Origin of the sequence: Chryseobacterium sp. JM1 (assembly GCF_000737715.1) — a bacterium.
Lineage (GTDB): Bacteria > Bacteroidota > Bacteroidia > Flavobacteriales > Weeksellaceae > Chryseobacterium.
On sequence record NZ_JPRN01000011.1, the window covers coordinates 17,862 to 39,594 of the forward strand.

Consider the following 21,733-nt stretch of genomic DNA (forward strand, 5'->3'; position numbering starts at 1 on the left):
TTTGCGTTTGAACTAACATTTTACATTCAATACAAAAAAATCCGGCACAGAAAAACTGCACCGGATTATATATAAATTGATTTAAATAAATTTTATTTTCTCTGAGGAGGATAATTTTTCATGATCTCAGCCATAATCTCAGGAATTTGTCTCTGTTTAGATTTTGGAGAATCCACAGAAATTCCGCTTCCGATTCCCTGCCAAACCAGTTTGTTGGATTTAGAATCAATCAGATCAACGATGATTGCACCTTCATTATAGTTGCTCGTCCATGTTCTGCTCATACCAACACCCCATCCGAAAGGACCGCCCCATCCCCACATTCCGTAAGGAGAACCGCTGTTGGTAATGTCGGTTACTTTTTTATGATTCGCTTTTACATTAACGATCAGATCAGGATTCTCGCCGGACTGAAGCCCTTTAGTTTGGAGTTGTCTCGATAACTCGTTTAAAACTCTGTCTTTATCAATATCATTCAGTTTCAGATCGTCAATTCTGATCTTATAGGTTTTATAAGTCGTAAAATTGGCAGATTCCGCATAATCTGAACGCACCTGGAAAGGACTGCACGATGTAAGGCCTAATGCAGCCGTAGCTAACAAAATAAAAATATATTTTTTCATTTTATTTATTTTTTTTATCGTTTTTAATGAATGTATCCGTCTTTTTATCGTACCCGTAAGGACAGTGTCTGCAGCCGCTTTTACAGCAATACCCCCTTTTCAGATGGAATTTTTCCGTAAAAACCTTGTACCCCTGTTCATTATAGTAGAAGTCTTCACCTTCTTTGATGTCATAATGGGCCATAAGTTAAATCTCTAAGTCAAAAAACTTTATATTTGTTAGTATGATAATTATATGCCAAAAGCCATTAAAAAAATTAAAAATTAACGGCATTGCTCTCTTTCCCTTTATCTTCATTAGGAAACCCGAAGATAAGGAAAATAATGTACTTATCAATCACGAAAAAATCCATTTGAGACAGCAGCTGGAAATGCTTATTATTTTCTTTTATATTGTTTACGTCATCGAATATTACTACTGGTTTTTCAAACTCAAAAATGGTTTCCTTGCCTATAAAAGGATCTCATTTGAACGGGAAGCCTACGCAAACGAACATGATCTGGATTATCTGAAGAAAAGGAAGTTCTGGAATTTCAGGAAGTATTTGTAATAAATGTAAAATGTAAAATGTAAAATGTAAAATGTAAAATGTTTACCTTAAAATTCAATAGGAGTAGGCTTTAGCCAAAACCTAAAAACTTAAACACAAATTTCACAAATAATACTCCTACAAATAATCACAAACGCATTTAACATCATCATCTGTGAAAATCTGTGTCATCCGTGGTTAAAAAAATAATTGTTCATAATTTTCTGTATTTCCCATCATAAAAATAAAAAACGATCTTAAAATTCAATAGGGATGCGCTTTAGCCCACCTTCAACAAATAAACCGCCTTTATCCGGCTTTAGCCAAAACCTAAAAATTTAAACACAAATTCCACAAATACGCCCACAAATTTTCACAAATGCATTTAACACCATCATCTGTGAAAATCGGTGTCATCCGTGATAAAAAAAATAACCTTAACATTTTCTGCATTTTCTATCGTCAAAAAGCAAAATGATTCTCATCATCTATATAAATCCACAGAAACACAAATCTTTTACTAATTTTGCAGATAATAGTTAAACAACAAAAATGCTATTAAAAGCCCCGGCAGAAACCATTCCCATTCAGGAAATACCTATTCAGAACAATATAAAACTCTTCATCAAAAGAGAAGACCTTATTCATCCCCAAATCTCCGGAAACAAATACTGGAAACTCTTTTACAATATCAATAGCTATCTGGAGAAAAACCCGGAAAACCCTTATCTCATTACATTCGGCGGAGCTTACTCCAATCATATTGCTGCGGTTTCTGCTGCAGGAAGCTTGTCGGGTATTCAGACACTCGGAATCATAAGAGGTGAAGAGCTGGAACATAAATGGCGTGATAATCCTACACTGCTTTTTGCGAAAAGAAACGGGATGAATCTGAAATTTGTCACCCGTGAGGAATACCGCCACAAAGAAAAACTGATGGAATTTTTACAGAACGAATTTCCAAATGCCCTGATCATCCCTGAAGGAGGCACCAATGAAGAGGCTGTAGCAGGCGTGAAAATGATGCTGAATGACCAAACAAAAGATTTTGATTATCTTTGCACCGCAGTCGGAACCGGAGGAACGGTTGCCGGAATAGCAAAATTTTGTGAAGAAAATCAGAAAGTTATAGGATTTAAAGTCGTTGACGATGCTTCACTTGAGAATAAAATTTTAGAATTAACTTCAGGACGTAATTTTAATCTAATAGATTCATGTTTTGGAGGTTATGGTAAAATAAAAGATGAAAACATCCGTTTTATCAATGATTTTAAAGAGAAATACGGTATCCCTTTGGAGCCGGTGTATACAGGAAAGATGATGCAGAAAGTTTTCGAACTGATAGATGAAGGATATTTTCCTGAGAACAGCAGGGTTTTGTGTTTTCATACCGGCGGATTGCAGGGTATTGAAGGAGCCAATCTGCTTTTGGAAAAACAGAATAGAAATTTAATTATATAAGTAAAAATTGAAAAACATGAAAAGACTTTTCTTACTCGTAAGCCTTTTAGTTTTATCAAAATTCTCAGCTCAATCTTGGGCTACTGAAGACCAGTACATTCAGAAATTCGCTAAATATGCGGTAGAGGAAATGGAAAAATACAAAATTCCGGCTTCTATTACATTGGCCCAGGGACTCTTAGAGACCGGAGGAGGGCAAAGCAGACTGGCTCAGGAAGGCAAAAATCACTTCGGAATAAAATGTAAAGAAGACTGGACAGGAAAAACCATGAAACATACGGATGACGCTCCCAATGAATGTTTCCGTGTTTATGACGATCCGAGACAGTCCTACGAAGATCATTCGGTATTTTTATCCACAAGAAAATATTACGCGAATCTTTTCAATCTGAATATGAAAGATTACAAAGCGTGGGCACATGGTCTTAAAAAAGCAGGGTACGCAACGAATCCCCGTTACGCTTCCATCCTGATCACTAAAATTGAAAAATACAGACTGTATGAGTTCGACGATACCAGCTCAAGAGAAGTTCTGTATGCTGTTCTTAAAATGTATCCGGACCTGAAAGATGACCAGACATTTATGGCTCAGCTGGAACCTTCAAAAATGGTTACCAAAAAAGCTAAAGATCAGGTTACCGTAGAAGTTCCTTACAAGCAAACCTCTTATGCTCAGCAGCAAAAAAGAGTGGAAAGGATCAAAACAAAAGCAGAAATTCTTAATTCAATTCTTATCAAAACCCATCCCAATGATGGTTTACGATATATTGTTATTCCTGAAGATACCAACGTAAAATTCATTGCAGATAAATTCAGAGTAAGCGAGAGCAGACTTGTTAAATGGAATGAACTGGAAAGCGATGTATTAAAGAAAAATGATATTGTATTCCTTGAATCTAAAAATTCTGCCGGAAATACGGCCATCTACAAAGCCGAATCCGGTGAAGATATGCACGATATCGCTCAGAAATTCGGAATCAAATTACATAAATTGTATGCAAAAAACAGAATGGACGAAGGACAGAAACCGTCTGCAGGCCAGCTGATTTATTTGATTGATAAAAAACCAAGAAATTAATTTTTTGTTGTAAGTTTCTGGTGGACAGTTGCTCATTAATTGTAAAACTATAAGCTTTCAACGTTCAACTAAAATATGAAATACCAAAGAAGTTCGGCTTTATTTGATGAAGCCTGCCAATACATTCCGGGAGGAGTTAATTCTCCGGTTAGAGCATTCAAATCAGTAGGAGGAGTTCCTGTATTCATGAAATCGGCAAAAGGAGCTTACCTTACCGATGCAGATGATAACACTTACATCGACTATATCAATTCATGGGGACCGGCTATTTTAGGTCACACTCATCCTGAAGTACTGGAAGAACTGAAAATACAGGCCGCAAAAGGCTTTTCATTCGGAGCCCCTACAGAACTTGAAACAGAAATTGCAAAATTCATCGTAGAAAATGTCCCGAATATAGACCAGATCAGAATGGTTTCTTCAGGTACGGAAGCATGTATGAGTGCCGTAAGACTGGCGAGAGGTTTTACAAAAAGAGATAAGATCGTTAAATTTGAAGGCTGTTATCATGGTCACTCAGATTCATTCCTGATCAAGGCAGGAAGTGGTGCAGCTACTTTCGGAAACCCGAATTCTCCGGGTGTAACGGAAGGTACAGCTAAAGATACTCTTTTGACCCGTTACAACGATTTTGAGCAGGTAGAAGACCTGTTCCGTCACAACCAGGGACAAATTGCAGCCGTAATCATTGAACCGGTTGCCGGAAATATGGGTTGTGTACTTCCTGAAAATAATTTCCTTCAGAACTTAAGAAAGATCTGTGATGAAAACGGAGCCTTATTGATTTTTGATGAGGTAATGACCGGTTTCAGACTGGCTTTCGGAGGCGCACAGGAATTGTATAATGTGAAAGCTGACCTTGTTACTTACGGAAAAGTGATCGGTGGAGGACTTCCGGTAGGTGCATTTGCAGGAAGAAACGAAATCATGGATCACCTAGCGCCTAAAGGAGGTGTTTATCAGGCTGGAACCTTAAGCGGGAATCCATTGGCTATGAGAGCAGGATTGAAAACATTACAGCTGATCAAAAATGATCCGGAATTCTTTAACAGAATCAACAAAACAGCAGAAACACTGGATTTTGGAATCGGAAAAATTCTGAATGAAAAAGGAATTGCCCATAAAATCAACAGACAAGGATCGATGATGTCTGTGTTTTTCCACATCAACAGCGTTTCCAATTTTGATGAGGCAGCAGCTTCCAATCATTCTTTGTTTAATAATTTCTTTCACCAGATGCTTCAGAATGGAATATATCTTCCGCCAAGTGGCTATGAAACGTATTTCATCAGTGATGCGATCAAGGATAAAGAAATTGATATGACGCTTGAAGCAGTAAGAAATTTTGATTATTCTTAAAAATTAAACGAATACATTATAATAGGACCGGGTTTTAGAATCCGGTTTTATTTTTATTATAAAATTTGCGATGATTAATATTTGAAACATTAAGATGAATGAAGGAGGTAAGGAAAGTTAAGAAAAAAACCATTTGATTTTTTTTAAGCGTGTGTTTTAAAGCGAAGCTCAAACTTAATATTCTTAAAAGCTTATTAAATCTTAATGGTTTATATTTTCAGAATAAAACAAATTAAGCCATCCAATAAATCATACAAAGATTGTAATAAACCGTACACCTTCATCCTTTCCGTTCTTTCTATTTTTGTATGAAATAGATTGGAAATGAAGACCTCTGACAATACCATATCCCGTAAAGATTTTATAAGAAATTCAGCGCTGGCCGCAGCCGGACTTAGCCTAATGCCCAGTATCATGGCAGCATCTCCTTTTCCTGGGGAACAAAATGGTTCGGCAAAAGGAAAATTAAGCCTTAAGAATGTTCGTCTTGAAACCGGGTTTGAGTATGAAGAAGGAGAAGTCATTTCCACCAAAACCAATCTGTTTTATATTGAAATCGAAAACGGAAAAATCAAAAGTATTGCTCCGAATCAACCGAATGCAAAAGCCACTGATGCAAAAGGAATGCTTATGCTTCCTGCATTTAAAGACATGCATATTCATTTGGATAAAACGTTTTACGGTGACAAATGGCAGGCGGTCAGAAAAAGAACGGGTGGTGTAAAAGGAATGATCGCACTTGAGCAGAAAATGCTTCCTGAAATGCTGAAAAACTCAACGTTCAAAGCAGAGAAAATGATTGAATTGCTGCAGTCAAAGGGAACTTCTTTTGCAAGAAGTCATGTCAATATTGAACCCACCTCTAAACTGGATTCATTAAAGAACCTTCAGAAGGCTTTGGAAAATAAAAAGAAAGGTTTCGGAGCTGAGCTGGTGGCTTTTCCCCAACACGGCGTGTTTTATACAGATTCAGTCCCCTATCTGAAAGAGGCTGCTCAAATGGATATTGATTTTATCGGTGGAGTAGATCCGTTTACTATTGACGGAGCGATTGAAAAAACGATTGATTTTACGGTGCAACTGGCTTTAGATCACCAAAAAGGAATTGATATCCACCTTCATGAAACTGGTGAGTCAGGGTTGAATACCGTAGAATATCTCATCAAAAAAGTCAATGAAAATCCTTCATTAAAAGGAAAAACATACCTGAGTCACTGTTTTATTTTAGCCAAATTAGACAAAACAAAACAGGAAGAAATGGCTGAAAAACTGGCGGAATCTCAGATCGGAATTGTCTCTACCATCCCTTTCGGAAACCTCATCATGCCGATTCCTACCTTGTATAAACATAATGTAACGGTTCTGACCGGGAATGACAGTATTGTAGACCACTGGAATATTTTCGGGACAGGAAGTGTGCTTCAGAAAGCGAATCAGATGGCACAGCTGTATGGATATTCTACAGAGTTTTTATTATCAAGAAGTCTGAAACTGGCAACGGCAAATATTCTTCCATTGGATGATAAAGGAAACCAGCAGTGGCCAAAAGCCGGAGATCAGGCAGATTTTGTACTGATGAATGCAAGCTGTTCGGCAGAAGCGGTATCAAGAATTTCAAATGTGGAATCTTTAGTTCATCAGGGAAATGTGGTTTATTAAAAAGAATAAGATCAAAGTTGTACTCTTCCTTTTGAAAATCAAAGATTTTCAAAAACCTTAAGTGATCTTCTTTTCTCAATATTTTCAACTTAAAATAGCTTAAGTGTTTAGAAGCTTTTGCCCTTTTGTAGTTATTTATTGACCACAGATTTCACAGAAGACCACAGATGATTGAGAATATTTCTACTGCTTCGTTAATATAAGAGTCTTAGATTTTTGGAAAATTTATGTGTTCTTTGATTTGGTTTTATTGTCAAATTCATTGAACTAAAAGGTTTAAAACTTTTACTCTTTTTGTGATTAAGACACGATCAATCCAGTTTAAAAATGAAAATATCTCCATCCGTTCAGATTTCTCGCCTAAATTTTACTAATTTTAAGAGAAAATCAGATCAAGTGGGTCATCATACAGATCATTTTCCCGTTTTAGGAATTCAGGAGTTCAGCGAAAACCAGCTTCAGGGCTGTCATCTGCTGTTTAATGAATTGTATGGGGAACGTTCCATTGATGAGCCCCACAAACATGATTTTTTCATCATCAATCTTTTTGAACACGGAAAAGGCAGCCACACCATTGATTTCACGGAATATGAGGTGGGAAACAGCCAGATTCACCTTGTTTTTCCGGATCAGGTACATCAGTGGGTGATTGAAAAGGAAACGGTAGGTTATCAGCTGATGATCAGTAGAGACTGGTTTGAGAGTTTTCTGCCTTCGCTGAGGTTTTCAGCTTCGTATTATCAGAGTCATCCGGTGATTAATCTTTCCAAAGAAACTTTTGGGACTTTTTTGTATGAATTTCAGGCCATTCAGAAAGAGGTGAGTGAAGAGCATGTATTTTGGGAAGTCATCCAGAAACGGAGTGAGCTGATCGGTTTGCTGGTCAGTAAATCGGTGGAAGGAGCTTTCAAAGATTTTGAAATGTACCATTCCAATCCTATTATTTCTAAATTTTTACAGTTCATTGATGAACATTTCAGAACGGAAAGATCGGTGTCTTTCTATGCGGAGAAGCTTAATATTTCTGCCAATTATTTAAACATCGTCTGCAAAAAAAATCTCAATGCTTCGGCTTCATCTTTGATCCAGGACAGGATTTTGCTGGAGGCGAAACGTCTTTTAAAAGTATCCGAAATGTCAGTCAAGGATATTGTCTATGATCTTGGTTTCTATGACCATGCGAGCTTTTCAAAATTTTTCAAAGCACAGACGGGAATGACTCCGTCGCAGTTCAAATAATAATCCATACAAAACAAAGCATAATTGATACACCGGCTCTGAAGTAAAGCCGGCGTAACTTTGTTCTGTTAAAAGATAAGTTATGCAGTTTCCGTATCAATTGGTTGCAAAAGGAACATATTCGCTCAAAAATGTCCGTCTCGAAACGGGATTTGAATATGATGAAGGAGAAGTGATCAGAACAAAAACTGACCTTTTCAGTATGGATATAGAAGAAGGGAAAATCAAAGCTGTAAAGCCGAATGATCCTGCTTCTGATGCATTGGATGCCAAAGGTTTTCTGATGCTTCCTGCTTTTAAGGATATGCACATCCATCTGGATAAAACATGGTACGGACTTCCGTGGCAGGCACTTTCGCCCAAACGGAGAACGGTTAAGGATATGATCGCCTATGAGCAGGAAATCATCCCTGAACTTTTAAAAACTTCCGTGGAAAGGGCAGAACAGCTGATCAGTCTGTTGCAGCATTACGGAACTCATTTTGCGAGAACGCACTTTAATATTGATCCTACCTCAGGTTTAAAATCTCTGGAACATCTGGAACAAGCTTTAGAACACAAAAAAGATTCTTTTAAAGCTGAACTAGTAGCTTTTCCGCAGCATGGTTTGTATTATACTGATACGGCTCCTTTGATGAAAGAAGCGGCACAACTGAAAAGTGTAGGTTTTATCGGAGGTCTTGATCCTTTGAGTATTGATGGGAACATAGAAAAGGTGCTTGACTTTACGGTACAGCTGGCTTTAGACCATCAAAAAGGAATTGATATCCATTTGCATGAAGCAGGAGAATCCGGGATGAAAACCATCAATTATCTGATCGATAAAGCGATTGAAAACCCGCAGTTGCAGGGAAAAACATTTGTGAGTCATGCATTTGCTTTGGGACATCTTTCGACAAAAGAAACGGAAAAAATAGCAGAAAGAATGGCAGAAGGAAAAGTGGGAATTGCCTCTTCTGTTCCCTTCAGAGGAACGGTAATGCCGATTCCTGTCTTAAAAAAGTATGGAGTGAATGTTCTGATCGGAAATGACAATGTTCAGGATTACTGGAGTACTTTCGGTTCAGGAAATATGCTTCAGAAAGCGAATCTGATTGCTGAGCTTTACGGATATGAAACTGAATTTGAACTGTCCAGAACACTTCAGTTTGCCACTCAAAGCATTCTTCCGCTGGATGACAAAGGAAAGCAGCAGTGGCCAAAGCCGGGTGACGAAGCCTCCATTGTACTGGCTGATGCTTCCTGTTCCGCAGAAGCGGTTTCCAGAATATCCAAAACAGAAGCCTTCATGAATGAGGGGAACCTGTTCTGGAGACCTTAATTGAAATATATATTTTTTAATATACTTGTTTTTTGTGAATAAAGCCATTGGATTTTCTGATGGCTTTTTCGGTATGCAGGTGAGAGATTAAGAATCATGTGAAAACATCAGATGAGATCAATAGCTTTTGATTGGAGTAGCTAACTAATAAAAAGCCATCAGAAAAAATTCCTGATGGCTTTTACAATTTGATATGAAGAAACTAGTTACTTATTGTAATCCTGCTAAAAGGTTTACTCCGTCTACTGTAGCCCAGGCTCCAGGAGTTAGAGAAACTTTGGTAACAGTAGTAGCATTGGTGAAAGTTTTAGCACCGTTTGGAGAGAATGCATATCCCCAAACTCCTGCATTGTCAGAGTTTAAGTAGGTAAGAGGAGCTACAACCACTTTTCCGGTATTTACCTGGCTTGTTTCTGTAGCTGCATCCTGGATCAGAACGCTATAAGCTTTCTGAGTTCCGATATTTTTATAACCGCTGATATAAACATTTGTGAAAATTCCTGTTCCGTGCTTTTTGAACTGGATCGCAGAAATTTCTGGAGAGTTGGCAGATTCAGGGTTAGTATTTGTATCTCTGATTAAAGTGATGTTGGATACTTTTGGTGCTACGTTATCAGCATTACCAGAAGCTTCGATTTCCATTCCGAAGTTCCCTGTTCCTGTCTGGAAAGCATACCAGTTCGTATTGTTCTGTCCGCTCCATGCATCCTGCCAGTCGAAAGAGTCATCGAAGTTACCGTAAGAAACGATGTTTTTAGCACTTACAGTTCCACCGAAGAATTCATATCCGTCGTCAGTTCCTTTGTAGGTTACAAGGTTTTCTAAAGTAGTTCCGGCCCCTACAGCGTAGAATGTCATAGAGTTGGTTTCAGAAGTACCGTCACCGATTTTTTTACCAGCGTATTCTACTCTTACAAACTTCATAGTTCCAGAGTTTGAATTGGCATCAGTTCCTCCGTAGTAAACGTTATTTCCGTCTTCAGAAAGAGCCTGTGTATTTCCGTTCACCGCTTTGATAGGAGCGCTTCCGTAGATGGTAATTCCACCCCAGTCCCCAGGAGTTTTAGTAGAAGTAGTGAAGACAATCGGCTCAGCAGCTGTACCTACAGCATTGATCTTTCCGTCCTGAAGAATCACTAAACCACTTGTTTTAGAAGTGACTACATTGAAAGTAGCTCCTGCTTCAATAGTGATGGTAGCGTTATTTGTAATTTTTACGATTCCGTCTAATGTATAACTTCCTTTTTTGATAAGGATATCTTTTGAAATAGTTCCTGACAATGTTCCGCTTCCGCTTAATACACTTTCAGTAGTTCCAGGAGTAGTAACTGTAGTACCGTCTCCTAAGCCATCATTTACCTCGATAGTACATGAATTTAAGGCTAATGTTAACACGGCTGTTAACGATAATAATGATAAAACTCTTCTTTTCATTTTTATACTTTATTTTTATTTTTATTTTTTATTAATTTATTTTAGAATGTGTAGCCAACAGTAAAGTTGAATGTGATACCTCTGTAGTAGTTGACCAATGTATTATTTCCTTCCTCTATATTAAGCGGGAGATAATTTTTGTCACCCAATAAGATTTTATATTTGCTGTCTAAGATATTCTGTACTCCCAGTTTTACATTCCAGTTTTTGGATAGTTGCCCCTGATATACAAAATCGATCTGGCTGAACGGTTTTTCGTAGTAGTTATCTGTACCTGCACCTCCAGTTGCATATATTTTGCTTCCTGATACGTTATACACAAGAGAGAAAGTATGGGCTAAGTTGTTACGGTTTTTAAGTTCGTACTTTAAATCAGCGTTGATTGTATAAGGAGCAGCTCCCTGTAAACCTCTTTTGCGCAGTTTTTCCCCTGTAGTCTGGAACCATTTTGGTTCCTCCATTTTTAGCTGATCTGCACTTCTTTCAACATCAGAATGCATGATGGTTGCGTTAGCACCTAAGGTAAAGTTGTGAAGAGATTCGGAAATTCTGCTTAAACTTAAAATCCCTTCCAATTCTATTCCGAATAAATCTGCTTTTTTAGCATTAAAGAAGGTGATTGTAGAACCTGTTGCATCTCCTGAAGCTACCAATGAACGCTCGATTGCATTGTTAATTCTTTTTGCGAATAGGTTTACAGCAAACATTTCCTTGTTAGTAGGGAAGTATTCCCATTTCAAATCAAAGTTATAGTTTTCACTGTTCTGAATATTTTGATTTCCGACAATATTTACGTTATCCGGACTCACATATTTGATAGGCATTGTCTCAATCAGAATTGGACGTGTAACAGTCTTACTGAATGAAAATCTTAAATTCTGTTTAGTATCAAGTGCCTTTTTAATGGATAATGAAGGCAAAAAGAAATCTTTGTTTTTTTCAAGATTATTCTTTTTCTCAGCACCTTGATCAGAGTAACGAATGAGGGTCATATCGTTTTCGTATCTCGCACCTAGCAAAATATCCCAGGAATCATTTGGTTTAAAGTTAATATTAGCATATCCACCATTGATTATTTGATAAAAGCTTGAATAGAACTGTGAAATATCAGAGCCCTCCTGATAATATAAGTTTCCGTTCTTTAATGAGGCATTAAAAGTATCCTGAGGAGTATCCACATTGGTTACAAAGACAGGATTTGAGAAACCTGCTGCCGGACGACCAAAAATAAATCTATAAGAAGTTTTTCTAAAATCTGAGAAACCATTATAACCCACAGCAATCTGAATAGGATAATCCTTTCTGTCTCCTTTTTCACCAAGAGATAGCTGATATTCTGCGAAAGCTGAACCGTAAAACCTTGAATCAACATCTAAATATTGACGGATAAGGTTGTTTCCTCCGTAACGCATTTGAACATATCCATCTGAAAGAATACCGCCTGTGCTCGGATCAGCTCGGTTACCATCTATGATTTTTCTATCTGGCTGGCTGTAGTTGTTGAGTACATAACTCGCTCCAGCTTTAACCTGATTTCTCGCGTTAATTTTTTGTGAAGCTGTTAATTGCAGATCCAAAAATCTTGAAATATCTAATTGGTTAGTTCTAAAAAATCCGGTTTCTTTATTGAAAACCTGTCCATCTTTATAGCCATAATTATCTTCAATAATATTATTTGCATTTTGTAGATAAATAGCATTTAAATTAACATTGGTTCCTTTGTTTTTATACCCTAAACCTAATAATATGGAAGACTCAGTCTCGTAATTATATTGCTTACGGTTAAGGAAGTTCATATTGTCAATGAAATTTTCGCCCTGAGCTCTAAACTGATTATTAGCACCGTCTTTATATTCAAATTTACTCGACTGGTTTAAAGAGAATAGAATTCCTAAATTCCCGGTTTCTCCCATTTTTACTTTCTGAGCAGTAGTAAATCCAATACTTGTATTAGGCATCGATTTTACATTGTTCACATTCCAGGAGTCTTTGAATGAATTTAGTGACTGGTCCGGAGTAAATTTATAATTATCAGGTCTTGAGTTTCTGATCTCATCAGGAAGCTTTCGGTCTTTAGAATTTAATCCCAGATATCCCTCCATTCCGTCTGCACCTTCAGCTATTTTGAAATTGTTTCTGAATGTGCTCAAAGTATTCACTCCCACACTGAATTCTACCTTTGTAAAAGGCTTATCAATCGTAAGCGTCTCGATATCAAAAGTAGCTCCTGCAAAATCTCCGTAAAGGTTGGAGTTGAAGGTTTTATAAATGTTTAATTTTCCTACCACATCCGTTGGAAACTGCTTTAGCGCAATAATCTTTTGGAATGGGTTGTTGGAAGGAGATCCAAGACCGTTGATCAATAAATAATTGTATCGTTCTTCAAGACCTCTTACGAAAAGTCCTCTTCCTTCTACCGTAGTGATTCCCGTTACTTTCGTAAGTCCCTGTTCTACGTTAGAGATTCCTTTTCTGGATATCTCTTCAGCACTTACAGCCTGTTTTTGAATAACCGCTTTTTTTTGTTCTCCTAATACCGCAGTTTCAGTTTTCTTGTTACTGCTTCCCTGGATTACTACGCCATCAATTTTTTTCTCCTTTATAATCGTGTCCTGCTTCGTTTCCTGAGCGTAAAACATTGATCCGGATAAAAATACGACTGCAATGCTAAGTTTATTAATTTTCATTATTTTACTTACTTTATTTACTAGATTCTTTCGGTGCAAAGGAATAAAAGATTAATGGGGTAAATGGTTTAGGGTGTTTTAATTTTTTTTTAACTAAACATTAATAAAAGGGGATTATTGTTAACTTTATGTGAACGATAATAGATTTGTTCATCTGTGCTTTAAAATTTATTAACTTTGACTCTGTAAAAATTTAAAATGAACCAAAAGAAAATACTCTTAATAGACGACGAACTGGATATTTTAGAGATTCTGTCTTACAACTTAGAAAAAGAAGGCTACGACATCTATACAGCCACAAACGGTAACGAAGGTATAGACAAAGCCAAAGAGATCATCCCGGACCTTATCCTATTAGATGTTATGATGCCAGAAAAAGACGGTATCGAAACATGTCAGGAACTCCGCAAAGTAAAAGAACTTCAGAAAACACTCATCGTTTTCCTTTCCGCTAGAAGCGAAGAGTTCTCACAGCTTGCAGGATTCCAGGCCGGAGCCAATGATTATATTGTAAAACTAATCAAACCGAAAATTCTGATCTCTAAAGTAAATGCTTTACTGCAGTTGACTTCTCAGGTGTCTGATAATGCGAAACTGATCGAAATAGGTGATCTGATTATCGACAAAGACAATTTCAGAGTTTCCAAAAGCGGACAGCAGTTCCTTCTTCCTAAAAAAGAATTCGACTTGTTGTATCTTCTGGCTTCAAACACTGAGAAAGTATTTAAGAGAGAAGAAATTCTTGAAAAAGTATGGGGAAATGACGTGATCGTAGGAGAAAGAACCATTGACGTCCACATCAGAAGATTAAGAGAAAAACTGGGAATTAATACCATCCAGACATTAAAGGGAATCGGTTATAAACTTATCGTTTAATAACTTTAATTCCTACCTTTACATAACCTATAAAAACAACTTGTAAAATTGAAATTTTACAGACTTACACTCGTCGCCTCGTGTCTTCTGACACTGGTGATGTTTCTTTTAGTGATCATCTTTGATTCGCTGAAGGATATCTATTACCGGACGCCTTTCTTTAAAATAGGCCTTTTTATCTGTCTGGTTCTCATTTTTATCATCAATTATGTCGTTCTGGAGCTTCTCTTCAACTACTACGGGAAAAAGCAGGTTCGTGGACTTTCACAGATGCTTCCGCAGGAAATTGTTCATGACAATAACGAAAACATTACCATTAAAGAACTAGGCGAAAGATTTTCGGATCTGAACCAGCAGCAGGTAACGGAGATCGATATGATGAAAGAAATGGAAAGCTACCGTAAAGAATACATCGGAAACGTTTCCCATGAGCTTAAAACTCCTTTGTTTTCCATTCAGGGGTATGTAGAAACCCTTAGAGACGGCGGGGTGGACAATCTTACCATTCGTGATAAATATCTGGAAAGGATCGATAAATCAGTGGAAAGACTGATCGCTATTGTTACCGATCTGGATATGATCAACCGTCTTGAAGCTGGTGAGATCAGCATTACCAATTCAAAATTTGATGTCAATCTTTTAATTAAAGAAATTTTTGAACTTCTCGAGTTTGAAGCAGAAAAACACAATACGACGCTGCAGATTCAGACCCTTCATCCGCAAATCTTTGTAGATGCCGACAAACAGAAGATTTCTCAGGTTTTCATTAATCTAATTTCCAATGCCATTCATTATGCCAACAGGCAGGAAGCTAAAGTCGTAGTCAAAACCAGCGTTCTTAAAAATAAAGTGCTCATTGAAGTGATCGACAACGGAATGGGAATTAAAGCCGAAATTCTTCCAAGGATTTTCGAAAGATTCTACCGCGTGGAAACCAGCAGAAGCAGAAGGGAAGGGGGTTCAGGACTAGGACTCGCTATTGTAAAGCACATCCTGGAGGCCCACAATGAAAATATAACCGTAGAAAGTGTTTATCTTGAAGGAACTAAATTCAGTTTTATGCTTGAAAAAAGTAAATAATTCTGGTAAAATGTAAGAAAAAAAAATATTTTAAAAAATCCTGAAATATTTTTTTGTCACCTGTCATTTATTATATATTTGCAACAGAGATTTATCATAATAATTAAGGCAAAAAAGTAATTTAAGAAACTGATATGGTTTACAAGATCCGCGTAATATTAGATGCGAAAGAGGATATTTTCCGTGATATTGAAGTAAAAGGAAAACAATCACTATGGAACTTACATTTGGGAATTAAAAGTGCGTTCAGTCTGCAGGGAGACGAACTTTCTACTTTTAATATGTTGGAAGATGACGGAACAATTGTTAAAAGTGTTCCCCTGGAAGATATGAGTGACGATGGTGATGGCGAAATTATGTCAGATGTGTACATTGATGAAGCTTTTGAAAGTGTGGGCGGCAAAGCTCAGTTTCAGTACGGGCTTCTTGATCTTTGGGAATTCTTCTGCGAGCTTGTAGAAGTAATCGACGAGACAAAAGGGGTAATTTACCCGATCACGGTATACAGATTCGGAAACGTTCCGTTAAAAGCACCAAGCAAAAGCGGTTCCGGAGGATCCAAAAAAAGATCAGCCATGCCTTTGATGGATGATGATTTCAGCTTTGAAGATGACTTTGGTGGAAGCACCAGTTTTGAAGACGAAGATGACGACAACTTCGATGACGAGGAAGAAGAAAACTACAACGATGATGTTTTCGAAGATGAAGAAGACAACGATGATGAAAGATAACATCTGAATACAATATAAGGCCCTGGATTTTTTGTCCGGGGCTTTTTTATGTCAATGGTGAAGGCGGCATACTTATCATTCACGATTTACTTTTCACATATGGTATTTTCTTTGAAATTTTATGTCAATGGTGAATTTTGCTTCGCAAGTCAATCGTCAATGATGACCGTTATTAAAATTCACTATTGACGATTCATCATTCACAAAAAGTTTGATGTTAAAAATGAATTTTGCTTCGTAAATCAATAGTAAATTTTAAGACAGCATATTGATTAATTGACCATTCACGCTTCACTTGCGAAGCAAAATTGACGATTGACCATTCACGTTTTATACCCTGAGGGTTGACATTGATAGTGAAATTTTAAAATTATTGACCATTGACGATTCACTTGCGAAGCAAAATTCACCACTCCGCATTGTCTTGCGAAGCAAAATTGACAATTAACCATTCACAATTCACCTTCACACACTTCATTTTTCCTTACTTTTGTTAAAAATAGATGAATGAAGAAATTAATTCTACTAGCAGTAATTGGTCTGGGAATTGTTTCCTGTACCACTCAAAATACAACACACACTATGGATTCTCCGAAAGAATGGAAGCACACCACCAACATATATGAAGTAAATGTAAGACAATATACTCCCGAAGGAACGTTCAGGGCATTTGAAAAAGAAATGCCGCGCCTGAAAAAAATGGGGGTCAGAACACTTTGGTTCATGCCGATAACTCCCATTGCCCAGCAGAACAAAAAAGGAAGTCTCGGAAGCCCTTACGCTGCCTCTGATTATACTTCCATTAATCCGGAATTCGGGACCATGAATGACTTCAAACATATGGTAAATGAAGCCCACAGACTTGGATTCAAAGTGATCATAGACTGGGTGGCTAACCATACCGGCTGGGACCATATCTGGACAAAAACTCATCCTGAATTCTACCTGAAAGATGCCGACGGAAAATTCCACATTGCTTCAGGAATGGATGATATCATTGAACTGGACTATAAAAATCAGGAGATGAGGCTCGCCATGATTGATGCGATGAAATTTTGGGTAAAAGAAACAGGAATTGATGGCTTCAGATGCGACCTGGCTTCATGGGTAGAAGTAGATTTCTGGCAGCAGGCCCGTCCAGAAGTGGAAAAAATAAAACCACTTTTCTGGTTAGGTGAATTTGATGAACTTGAAAGTCCTGAGTACGGAAAAGTATTTGATGCCAGCTATTCATGGAAATGGATGCATAAATCTGCTGATTATTATAAGAAAAATGAGCCGCTTCAGGAACTTAAAGACCTGTTGCAGCAATATTCCAATATCGGGGATGCTTCCATGAGAGCCTGGTTTACATCCAATCACGACGAAAACTCCTGGAACGGAACAGAATATGAAAAATACGGAATGATCACGAAACCGATGGCGATCTTCTCAGCAACCTGGAACGGTGTTCCCTTGTTATATTCAGGGCAGGAACTTCCGAACATGAAAAGACTCGAATTCTTTGAAAAAGATGTCATCAAATGGACTAATACCTACCAGATGGCTGAATTTTACAGAACTCTGCTGGAGCTGAAATCTTCAAATCCTGCCTTAAGAGGCGGGGATACAAATGTGTCAACCTATCTGCTGAACACAACCGCCAACGATAAAATCCTTGCTTATGTAAGAAAAAACGGGAATGATGAAGTGCTGGTTGTCCTGAATATGTCTAAAGAACCCGTACACTTTACCATCGAAGATCAAAACCTTTCAGGAACGTTCCGTAATATTTTCGACAGAACAAAAAGAGATTTTGACACTGGAAAAGATTTCGTTTTTAAAGTTTCAGATTACGCAGTTTTTGAAAAATAAGGAGCTTATCCGGAATAGTATATTCAATAGAGGCGGGCTTTAACCCGCTTATTTTATGCATATTTGCAGAAGGCTTTAGTCAAAATGTATATTTTTGCGAGCCATCATCCTCTTGGAAAATGAATTAAGACCTTTCCACCAGAAAACTTTCACGACATGAACAAACAGGAATTATTAAACATTATAAGAACAAAACTCGTCGGCAAAATTCAAAACTTTGAAGACCTCATCGCAGAAACCCGTGCTTCAAACAATGATACCAAAAGTTCAATGGGAGATAAATACGAAACCGGCCGCGAAATGCTCCAGCAGGAAATCAATAATCTTCAGCGACAGCTTAATGAATCTTTGAACCAGCTCGCGGTTATCCAAAAAATCTCAACCGAACCTTGCGATAAAGTACAGAACGGATCTTTGGTGAAAACAGATAAAGGTCTTTTTTATGTCACCGTATCCGTGGGAGAAATTATTTCCGAAAACCAGAAGATCATGACTGTTTCTGCAGAATCTCCATTGGCAAAAGCGATGTCTGGAAAAAAAACAGGAGATACATTTGCTGTTAATAATATCTCTCAAACCATTATGGAGATTTGGTAAGCCGGTCTATTCTTTCAGGTTTAAATCCTTTATGAGTCATCAATGCCGGATAGTTTTTATGAATTATCTTCTATTTTAGAAATTTGTCTATGTGATCGTTATAAACAGATGAAAAAAATCACATTTTATAGTAATTTTAATGTTTAAAATATTTAATTAATTTAAATAGTTGTGATATTTTATTTATAGCATTGCCTTAATTAGGTTAATTTATTATGTTAAATATTTGATTTTGATTATTTATCATATGTTTAATAATTTAACCCTAATTGTGATTATTTTGCTATAAATTTAAGTTTATATTGTTTTTATGTGAATTTTATTATTAAATTTGGTAACACACCAATAATAATATAACAATTTACTTATGAAAAACAAATCAATTCTTGCGATTTTAATTCCACTTCTGGTAAGCGGAGTTTCTCTACAGGCTCAAAGATATGTTGGGCAAAGAATAAACAGTGAAGATGGCAGATCATCACTAATTATTTTTAATCCCGGATCTGCTGCGAAAGATGTAGCGTTATCTGACAGTGGAAAATTGTTTTCCGAAGTTTTAAATCTTCCTGCAGGATCTAAAATGGTAAAGGTAAGCTCTGCAAAACTTTTCAGTGATTTTTCCGATGAAAAATACCAGCTTTATCACGATGGGATTAAAGTTGAATATGCCAATTATATGCTGCACTATATAAAAGGCAACCTGGTAAGCATGAATGGCGAAGTATATGATACCAACGATCTGAATACCCAGCCCGATGTCCCGGAATCTGCTGCACTTAAAACTGCCATGAAATATATAGGTGCTAAAGTTTTAATGACAAACACGGAATACGGTAGAGAGATTAATTATCAGCCTAAAGGAGAACTTGTATTACTACCGGTTGAAGCTGCAAATGGTAAATACAGACTCTTACTGTCTTACAAGTTTGACATCTTTTCCGCCGAACCTTTCCTGAGATCTCACGTGTATGTGGATGCCAAATCAGGAGCCGTATTGCTTAACGACCAGATTATGAAGCATGCAGGAGAACATTCTCATGGAAAAGGAATAACTGGTATTTCTCCTGCAGGTCCTGAAAACCAATCAAAACAGGATTTTGCATCAATTTTTGTTGCCGGAAGCGCCCAGACAAAATACAGTGGAACAAAATCAATTGAAACCACCCTTGTAAGTGGAAAGTATGCATTAAAAGACAACACAAGAGGAGGTGGAGTCAATACCTACAACAATAATAATGCAAACTATACCTCTCTCACAAAAAATAATATTACAGATACGGATAACAACTGGACAACGGCAGAACATTCTTCCACAGGGAATGATGTAGCACTGGATGTTCATTGGGGCGTAGAAAAAACATATGATTATTTCAAAGATACATTCAATAGAAACAGTTATGACAATCAGGGGGCTGTTCTTGATAGTTATGTCCATGTAAGAAACTCGTGGGAAAATGCAGCCTGGATTGGCAGCGCCATGGTGTATGGTGATGGGGCCAGCACATTTAAACCTCTTGGAGCATTTGATGTAACTGCCCACGAATTAGGACATGCCGTATGTCAGGAAACAGCAAATCTGGCATATCAAAGAGAATCAGGAGCGTTGAATGAAGGGCTTTCCGATATCTGGGGAGCTGTGGTTGAAAATGCTTATGCACCAGAGAAACAGAACTTTTTAATCGGTGAGGATATTACTAAAATTGCTCCTAATTATTTACGATCTATGAGCAATCCCAATTCAGGGATTTCCAAACAACCGGATACCTACAAAGGAACCTATTGGAAAGATGCCACTAATTCCTGTATTCCGAATCCTGACACCAACGATAACTGCGGGGTTCACTACAATAGCGGTGTGCTGAATTATTGGTTCTATCTTCTGGTAATGGGAGGTTCCGGAACCAATGATATCGGAAACAGCTTCAATGTTACGGGAGTAGGATTTGAAAAAGCAGCGAAGATTGTCTACAGATTAGAAACGTCTTATCTGACAGGGAATTCCAATTATACCAATGCTATGAATTATGGAATTCAATCCGCAAAAGATCTTTACGGTGCAGATTCAGCAGAGCATAAGGCTACTCAGAATGCATTTTATGCGGTAGGATTAGGGACAGCTTATTCCGGAGGAACGACAACAGATACTCAGGCACCTACTGTCCCTCAATTGGTAGCTTCAGGGACCACACAAACTTCCACCACACTTTCATGGAGTGGATCTACTGATAATGTTGCAGTTACAGGTTATGATGTGTACAGAGGAACGAGTCTTTTGGGATCTACAGCTTCTGGAACGTATTCTGTAACAGGATTGACACCGGCGACTACTTATAGCTTCACCGTTAAAGCAAAAGACGCAGCAGGGAATATTTCAGCAGCAAGTAATGCAGTAAGCGTTACCACACAAGCTGGTGGAGGCACCGTTACCTATTGCTCATCTTCTGGTAATTCCACGGCAGATGAACGTATCAGCAATGTGAAATTTGCGGATATCAATCAAACATCAACCGGTACGGCAGGATATGAGAATTTTACTTCCGTTATTGGAAATGTGACGAAAGGAACTTCTTATACGGTTTCCATTACACCATCATGGACCTCTACAAAATACAGTGAAGGATATGCAGTTTATATTGATTATAACGGCGATGGAGACTTTACAGACAGCGGAGAATTAGCTTGGTCTAAAACAGCAAGCACAACATCTCCTGTGTCCGGAAGTATAACCATTCCAGCGACAGCTCTTACTGGAAATACAAGAATGAGAGTGATCATGAGATACAATGCAGTGCCTTCTTCATCATGTGGTACTTTTAACTACGGACAGGTGGAAGATTATACGTTAAAAATAACTTCTGCTGGTTCTATCTCTTCATTGATTGCTGAATCTTCACGTGATAATACGGCTATCAGCATTTATCCGAATCCGGTAAAAGATGTGATTAAGATTAAATCTCAATCCGGTTCCGAATTCAGATATCAGCTTGTGGATGCCCGTGGAAGCGTAGTTCAGTCTGGCGAGACCAAATCCCAGTCTATCAACGTGGAAGCATTGCTTCAGGGAGTTTATGTTCTTTCACTGGATAACGGAAAAGAGAAAGTGACCCAGAAGATTATTAAAAATTAATCATTGATTTTTAACGGATCCATCGGGGTTCAACAAGTAAAAAATAATAGTAAACAGTTGTGGAAATAATTTTCACA

The 21,733-nt window shown here is 37.6% G+C and carries 17 protein-coding genes; 13 read left to right on the forward strand and 4 right to left on the reverse strand.

Going from position 1 to position 21,733, the window contains the following annotated elements; translation table 11 throughout:
* Positions 1 to 92 precede the first annotated feature (92 nt).
* Entirely contained in the window at positions 93 to 623 is a 531-nt protein-coding gene (locus IW22_RS16925) for a DUF4136 domain-containing protein (protein WP_034728740.1), read from the reverse strand.
* Position 624: 1 nt separating this feature from the next.
* The gene (locus IW22_RS16930) at positions 625 to 807 is read right to left on the reverse strand and encodes a DUF5522 domain-containing protein (RefSeq protein ID WP_007842321.1); all 183 of its coding nucleotides are present in this window, start codon (positions 805 to 807) and stop codon (positions 625 to 627) included.
* Positions 808 to 847: 40 nt separating this feature from the next.
* Between IW22_RS16930 and IW22_RS16935 the strand changes: the two genes are divergently transcribed.
* The 7 genes from IW22_RS16935 (at position 848) to IW22_RS16965 (ending at position 9,270) form a co-directional block, all read left to right on the forward strand.
* Positions 848 to 1,174, forward strand: coding sequence for a hypothetical protein (locus tag IW22_RS16935; protein ID WP_034728742.1), 327 nt, complete (start codon positions 848 to 850; stop codon positions 1,172 to 1,174).
* Between the two features lie 531 nt (positions 1,175 to 1,705).
* Positions 1,706 to 2,614, forward strand: a complete 909-nt coding sequence (locus IW22_RS16940; RefSeq protein ID WP_034728744.1) for a 1-aminocyclopropane-1-carboxylate deaminase/D-cysteine desulfhydrase — start codon at positions 1,706 to 1,708, stop codon at positions 2,612 to 2,614.
* A gap of 16 nt (positions 2,615 to 2,630) precedes the next feature.
* Entirely contained in the window at positions 2,631 to 3,692 is a 1,062-nt protein-coding gene (locus tag IW22_RS16945) for a glucosaminidase domain-containing protein (RefSeq protein ID WP_034728745.1), read from the forward strand.
* A gap of 75 nt (positions 3,693 to 3,767) precedes the next feature.
* Positions 3,768 to 5,051: a glutamate-1-semialdehyde 2,1-aminomutase gene (gene hemL, locus IW22_RS16950; protein WP_034728747.1), complete on the forward strand. Its 1,284-nt coding sequence runs from the start codon at positions 3,768 to 3,770 to the stop codon at positions 5,049 to 5,051.
* Positions 5,052 to 5,375: 324 nt separating this feature from the next.
* Positions 5,376 to 6,710 carry an amidohydrolase gene (locus IW22_RS16955; RefSeq protein WP_034728748.1) on the forward strand — a complete coding sequence of 445 codons (1,335 nt, stop codon included), beginning with the start codon at positions 5,376 to 5,378 and terminating at the stop codon, positions 6,708 to 6,710.
* Positions 6,711 to 7,106: 396 nt separating this feature from the next.
* On the forward strand, positions 7,107 to 7,949 hold the full coding sequence (locus IW22_RS16960) for an AraC family transcriptional regulator (RefSeq protein WP_034729114.1): 843 nt from the start codon (positions 7,107 to 7,109) through the stop codon (positions 7,947 to 7,949).
* An 82-nt stretch (positions 7,950 to 8,031) separates the two neighbouring features.
* Entirely contained in the window at positions 8,032 to 9,270 is a 1,239-nt protein-coding gene (locus IW22_RS16965) for an amidohydrolase (protein WP_034728750.1), read from the forward strand.
* 210 nt (positions 9,271 to 9,480) lie between these two features.
* Here IW22_RS16965 and IW22_RS16970 read toward each other — a convergent pair whose 3' ends face one another.
* Together IW22_RS16970 and IW22_RS16975 are read right to left on the reverse strand one after the other, a co-directional pair.
* Entirely contained in the window at positions 9,481 to 10,704 is a 1,224-nt protein-coding gene (locus IW22_RS16970) for a hypothetical protein (protein WP_034728752.1), read from the reverse strand.
* A gap of 41 nt (positions 10,705 to 10,745) precedes the next feature.
* Entirely contained in the window at positions 10,746 to 13,391 is a 2,646-nt protein-coding gene (locus IW22_RS16975; protein ID WP_034728754.1) for a TonB-dependent receptor plug domain-containing protein, read from the reverse strand.
* 198 nt (positions 13,392 to 13,589) lie between these two features.
* Between IW22_RS16975 and IW22_RS16980 the strand changes: the two genes are divergently transcribed.
* The 6 genes from IW22_RS16980 (at position 13,590) to IW22_RS17005 (ending at position 21,656) form a co-directional block, all read left to right on the forward strand.
* Positions 13,590 to 14,267: a response regulator gene (locus IW22_RS16980; protein ID WP_034728755.1), complete on the forward strand. Its 678-nt coding sequence runs from the start codon at positions 13,590 to 13,592 to the stop codon at positions 14,265 to 14,267.
* 48 nt (positions 14,268 to 14,315) lie between these two features.
* Positions 14,316 to 15,347 carry a sensor histidine kinase gene (locus IW22_RS16985; RefSeq protein ID WP_034728757.1) on the forward strand — a complete coding sequence of 344 codons (1,032 nt, stop codon included), beginning with the start codon at positions 14,316 to 14,318 and terminating at the stop codon, positions 15,345 to 15,347.
* Positions 15,348 to 15,481: 134 nt separating this feature from the next.
* Positions 15,482 to 16,078 carry an IS1096 element passenger TnpR family protein gene (locus IW22_RS16990; RefSeq protein ID WP_034728759.1) on the forward strand — a complete coding sequence of 199 codons (597 nt, stop codon included), beginning with the start codon at positions 15,482 to 15,484 and terminating at the stop codon, positions 16,076 to 16,078.
* 507 nt (positions 16,079 to 16,585) lie between these two features.
* Positions 16,586 to 17,932 carry an alpha-amylase family glycosyl hydrolase gene (locus tag IW22_RS16995; protein WP_034728761.1) on the forward strand — a complete coding sequence of 449 codons (1,347 nt, stop codon included), beginning with the start codon at positions 16,586 to 16,588 and terminating at the stop codon, positions 17,930 to 17,932.
* A gap of 156 nt (positions 17,933 to 18,088) precedes the next feature.
* Positions 18,089 to 18,529 (forward strand): GreA/GreB family elongation factor, encoded by a 441-nt coding sequence (locus IW22_RS17000; RefSeq protein WP_034728763.1) that lies wholly within the window; start codon positions 18,089 to 18,091, stop codon positions 18,527 to 18,529.
* A gap of 367 nt (positions 18,530 to 18,896) precedes the next feature.
* Positions 18,897 to 21,656, forward strand: a complete 2,760-nt coding sequence (locus IW22_RS17005) for a M4 family metallopeptidase (RefSeq protein WP_034728765.1) — start codon at positions 18,897 to 18,899, stop codon at positions 21,654 to 21,656.
* Positions 21,657 to 21,733 lie beyond the last annotated feature (77 nt).

Coding starts and splice junctions, on each gene's coding strand:
- IW22_RS16940 (WP_034728744.1), top strand. CDS start 1,706: ATGCTATTAAAAGCCCCGGCAGAAACCATTCCCATTCAGGAAATACCT.
- IW22_RS16970 (WP_034728752.1), bottom strand. CDS start 10,704: ATGAAAAGAAGAGTTTTATCATTATTATCGTTAACAGCCGTGTTAACA.
- IW22_RS16945 (WP_034728745.1), top strand. CDS start 2,631: ATGAAAAGACTTTTCTTACTCGTAAGCCTTTTAGTTTTATCAAAATTC.
- IW22_RS16990 (WP_034728759.1), top strand. CDS start 15,482: ATGGTTTACAAGATCCGCGTAATATTAGATGCGAAAGAGGATATTTTC.
- IW22_RS16935 (WP_034728742.1), top strand. CDS start 848: ATGATAATTATATGCCAAAAGCCATTAAAAAAATTAAAAATTAACGGC.
- IW22_RS16975 (WP_034728754.1), bottom strand. CDS start 13,391: ATGAAAATTAATAAACTTAGCATTGCAGTCGTATTTTTATCCGGATCA.
- IW22_RS16995 (WP_034728761.1), top strand. CDS start 16,586: ATGAAGAAATTAATTCTACTAGCAGTAATTGGTCTGGGAATTGTTTCC.
- IW22_RS17005 (WP_034728765.1), top strand. CDS start 18,897: ATGAAAAACAAATCAATTCTTGCGATTTTAATTCCACTTCTGGTAAGC.
- IW22_RS16955 (WP_034728748.1), top strand. CDS start 5,376: ATGAAGACCTCTGACAATACCATATCCCGTAAAGATTTTATAAGAAAT.
- IW22_RS16925 (WP_034728740.1), bottom strand. CDS start 623: ATGAAAAAATATATTTTTATTTTGTTAGCTACGGCTGCATTAGGCCTT.
- IW22_RS16980 (WP_034728755.1), top strand. CDS start 13,590: ATGAACCAAAAGAAAATACTCTTAATAGACGACGAACTGGATATTTTA.
- hemL (WP_034728747.1), top strand. CDS start 3,768: ATGAAATACCAAAGAAGTTCGGCTTTATTTGATGAAGCCTGCCAATAC.
- IW22_RS16930 (WP_007842321.1), bottom strand. CDS start 807: ATGGCCCATTATGACATCAAAGAAGGTGAAGACTTCTACTATAATGAA.
- IW22_RS17000 (WP_034728763.1), top strand. CDS start 18,089: ATGAACAAACAGGAATTATTAAACATTATAAGAACAAAACTCGTCGGC.
- IW22_RS16965 (WP_034728750.1), top strand. CDS start 8,032: ATGCAGTTTCCGTATCAATTGGTTGCAAAAGGAACATATTCGCTCAAA.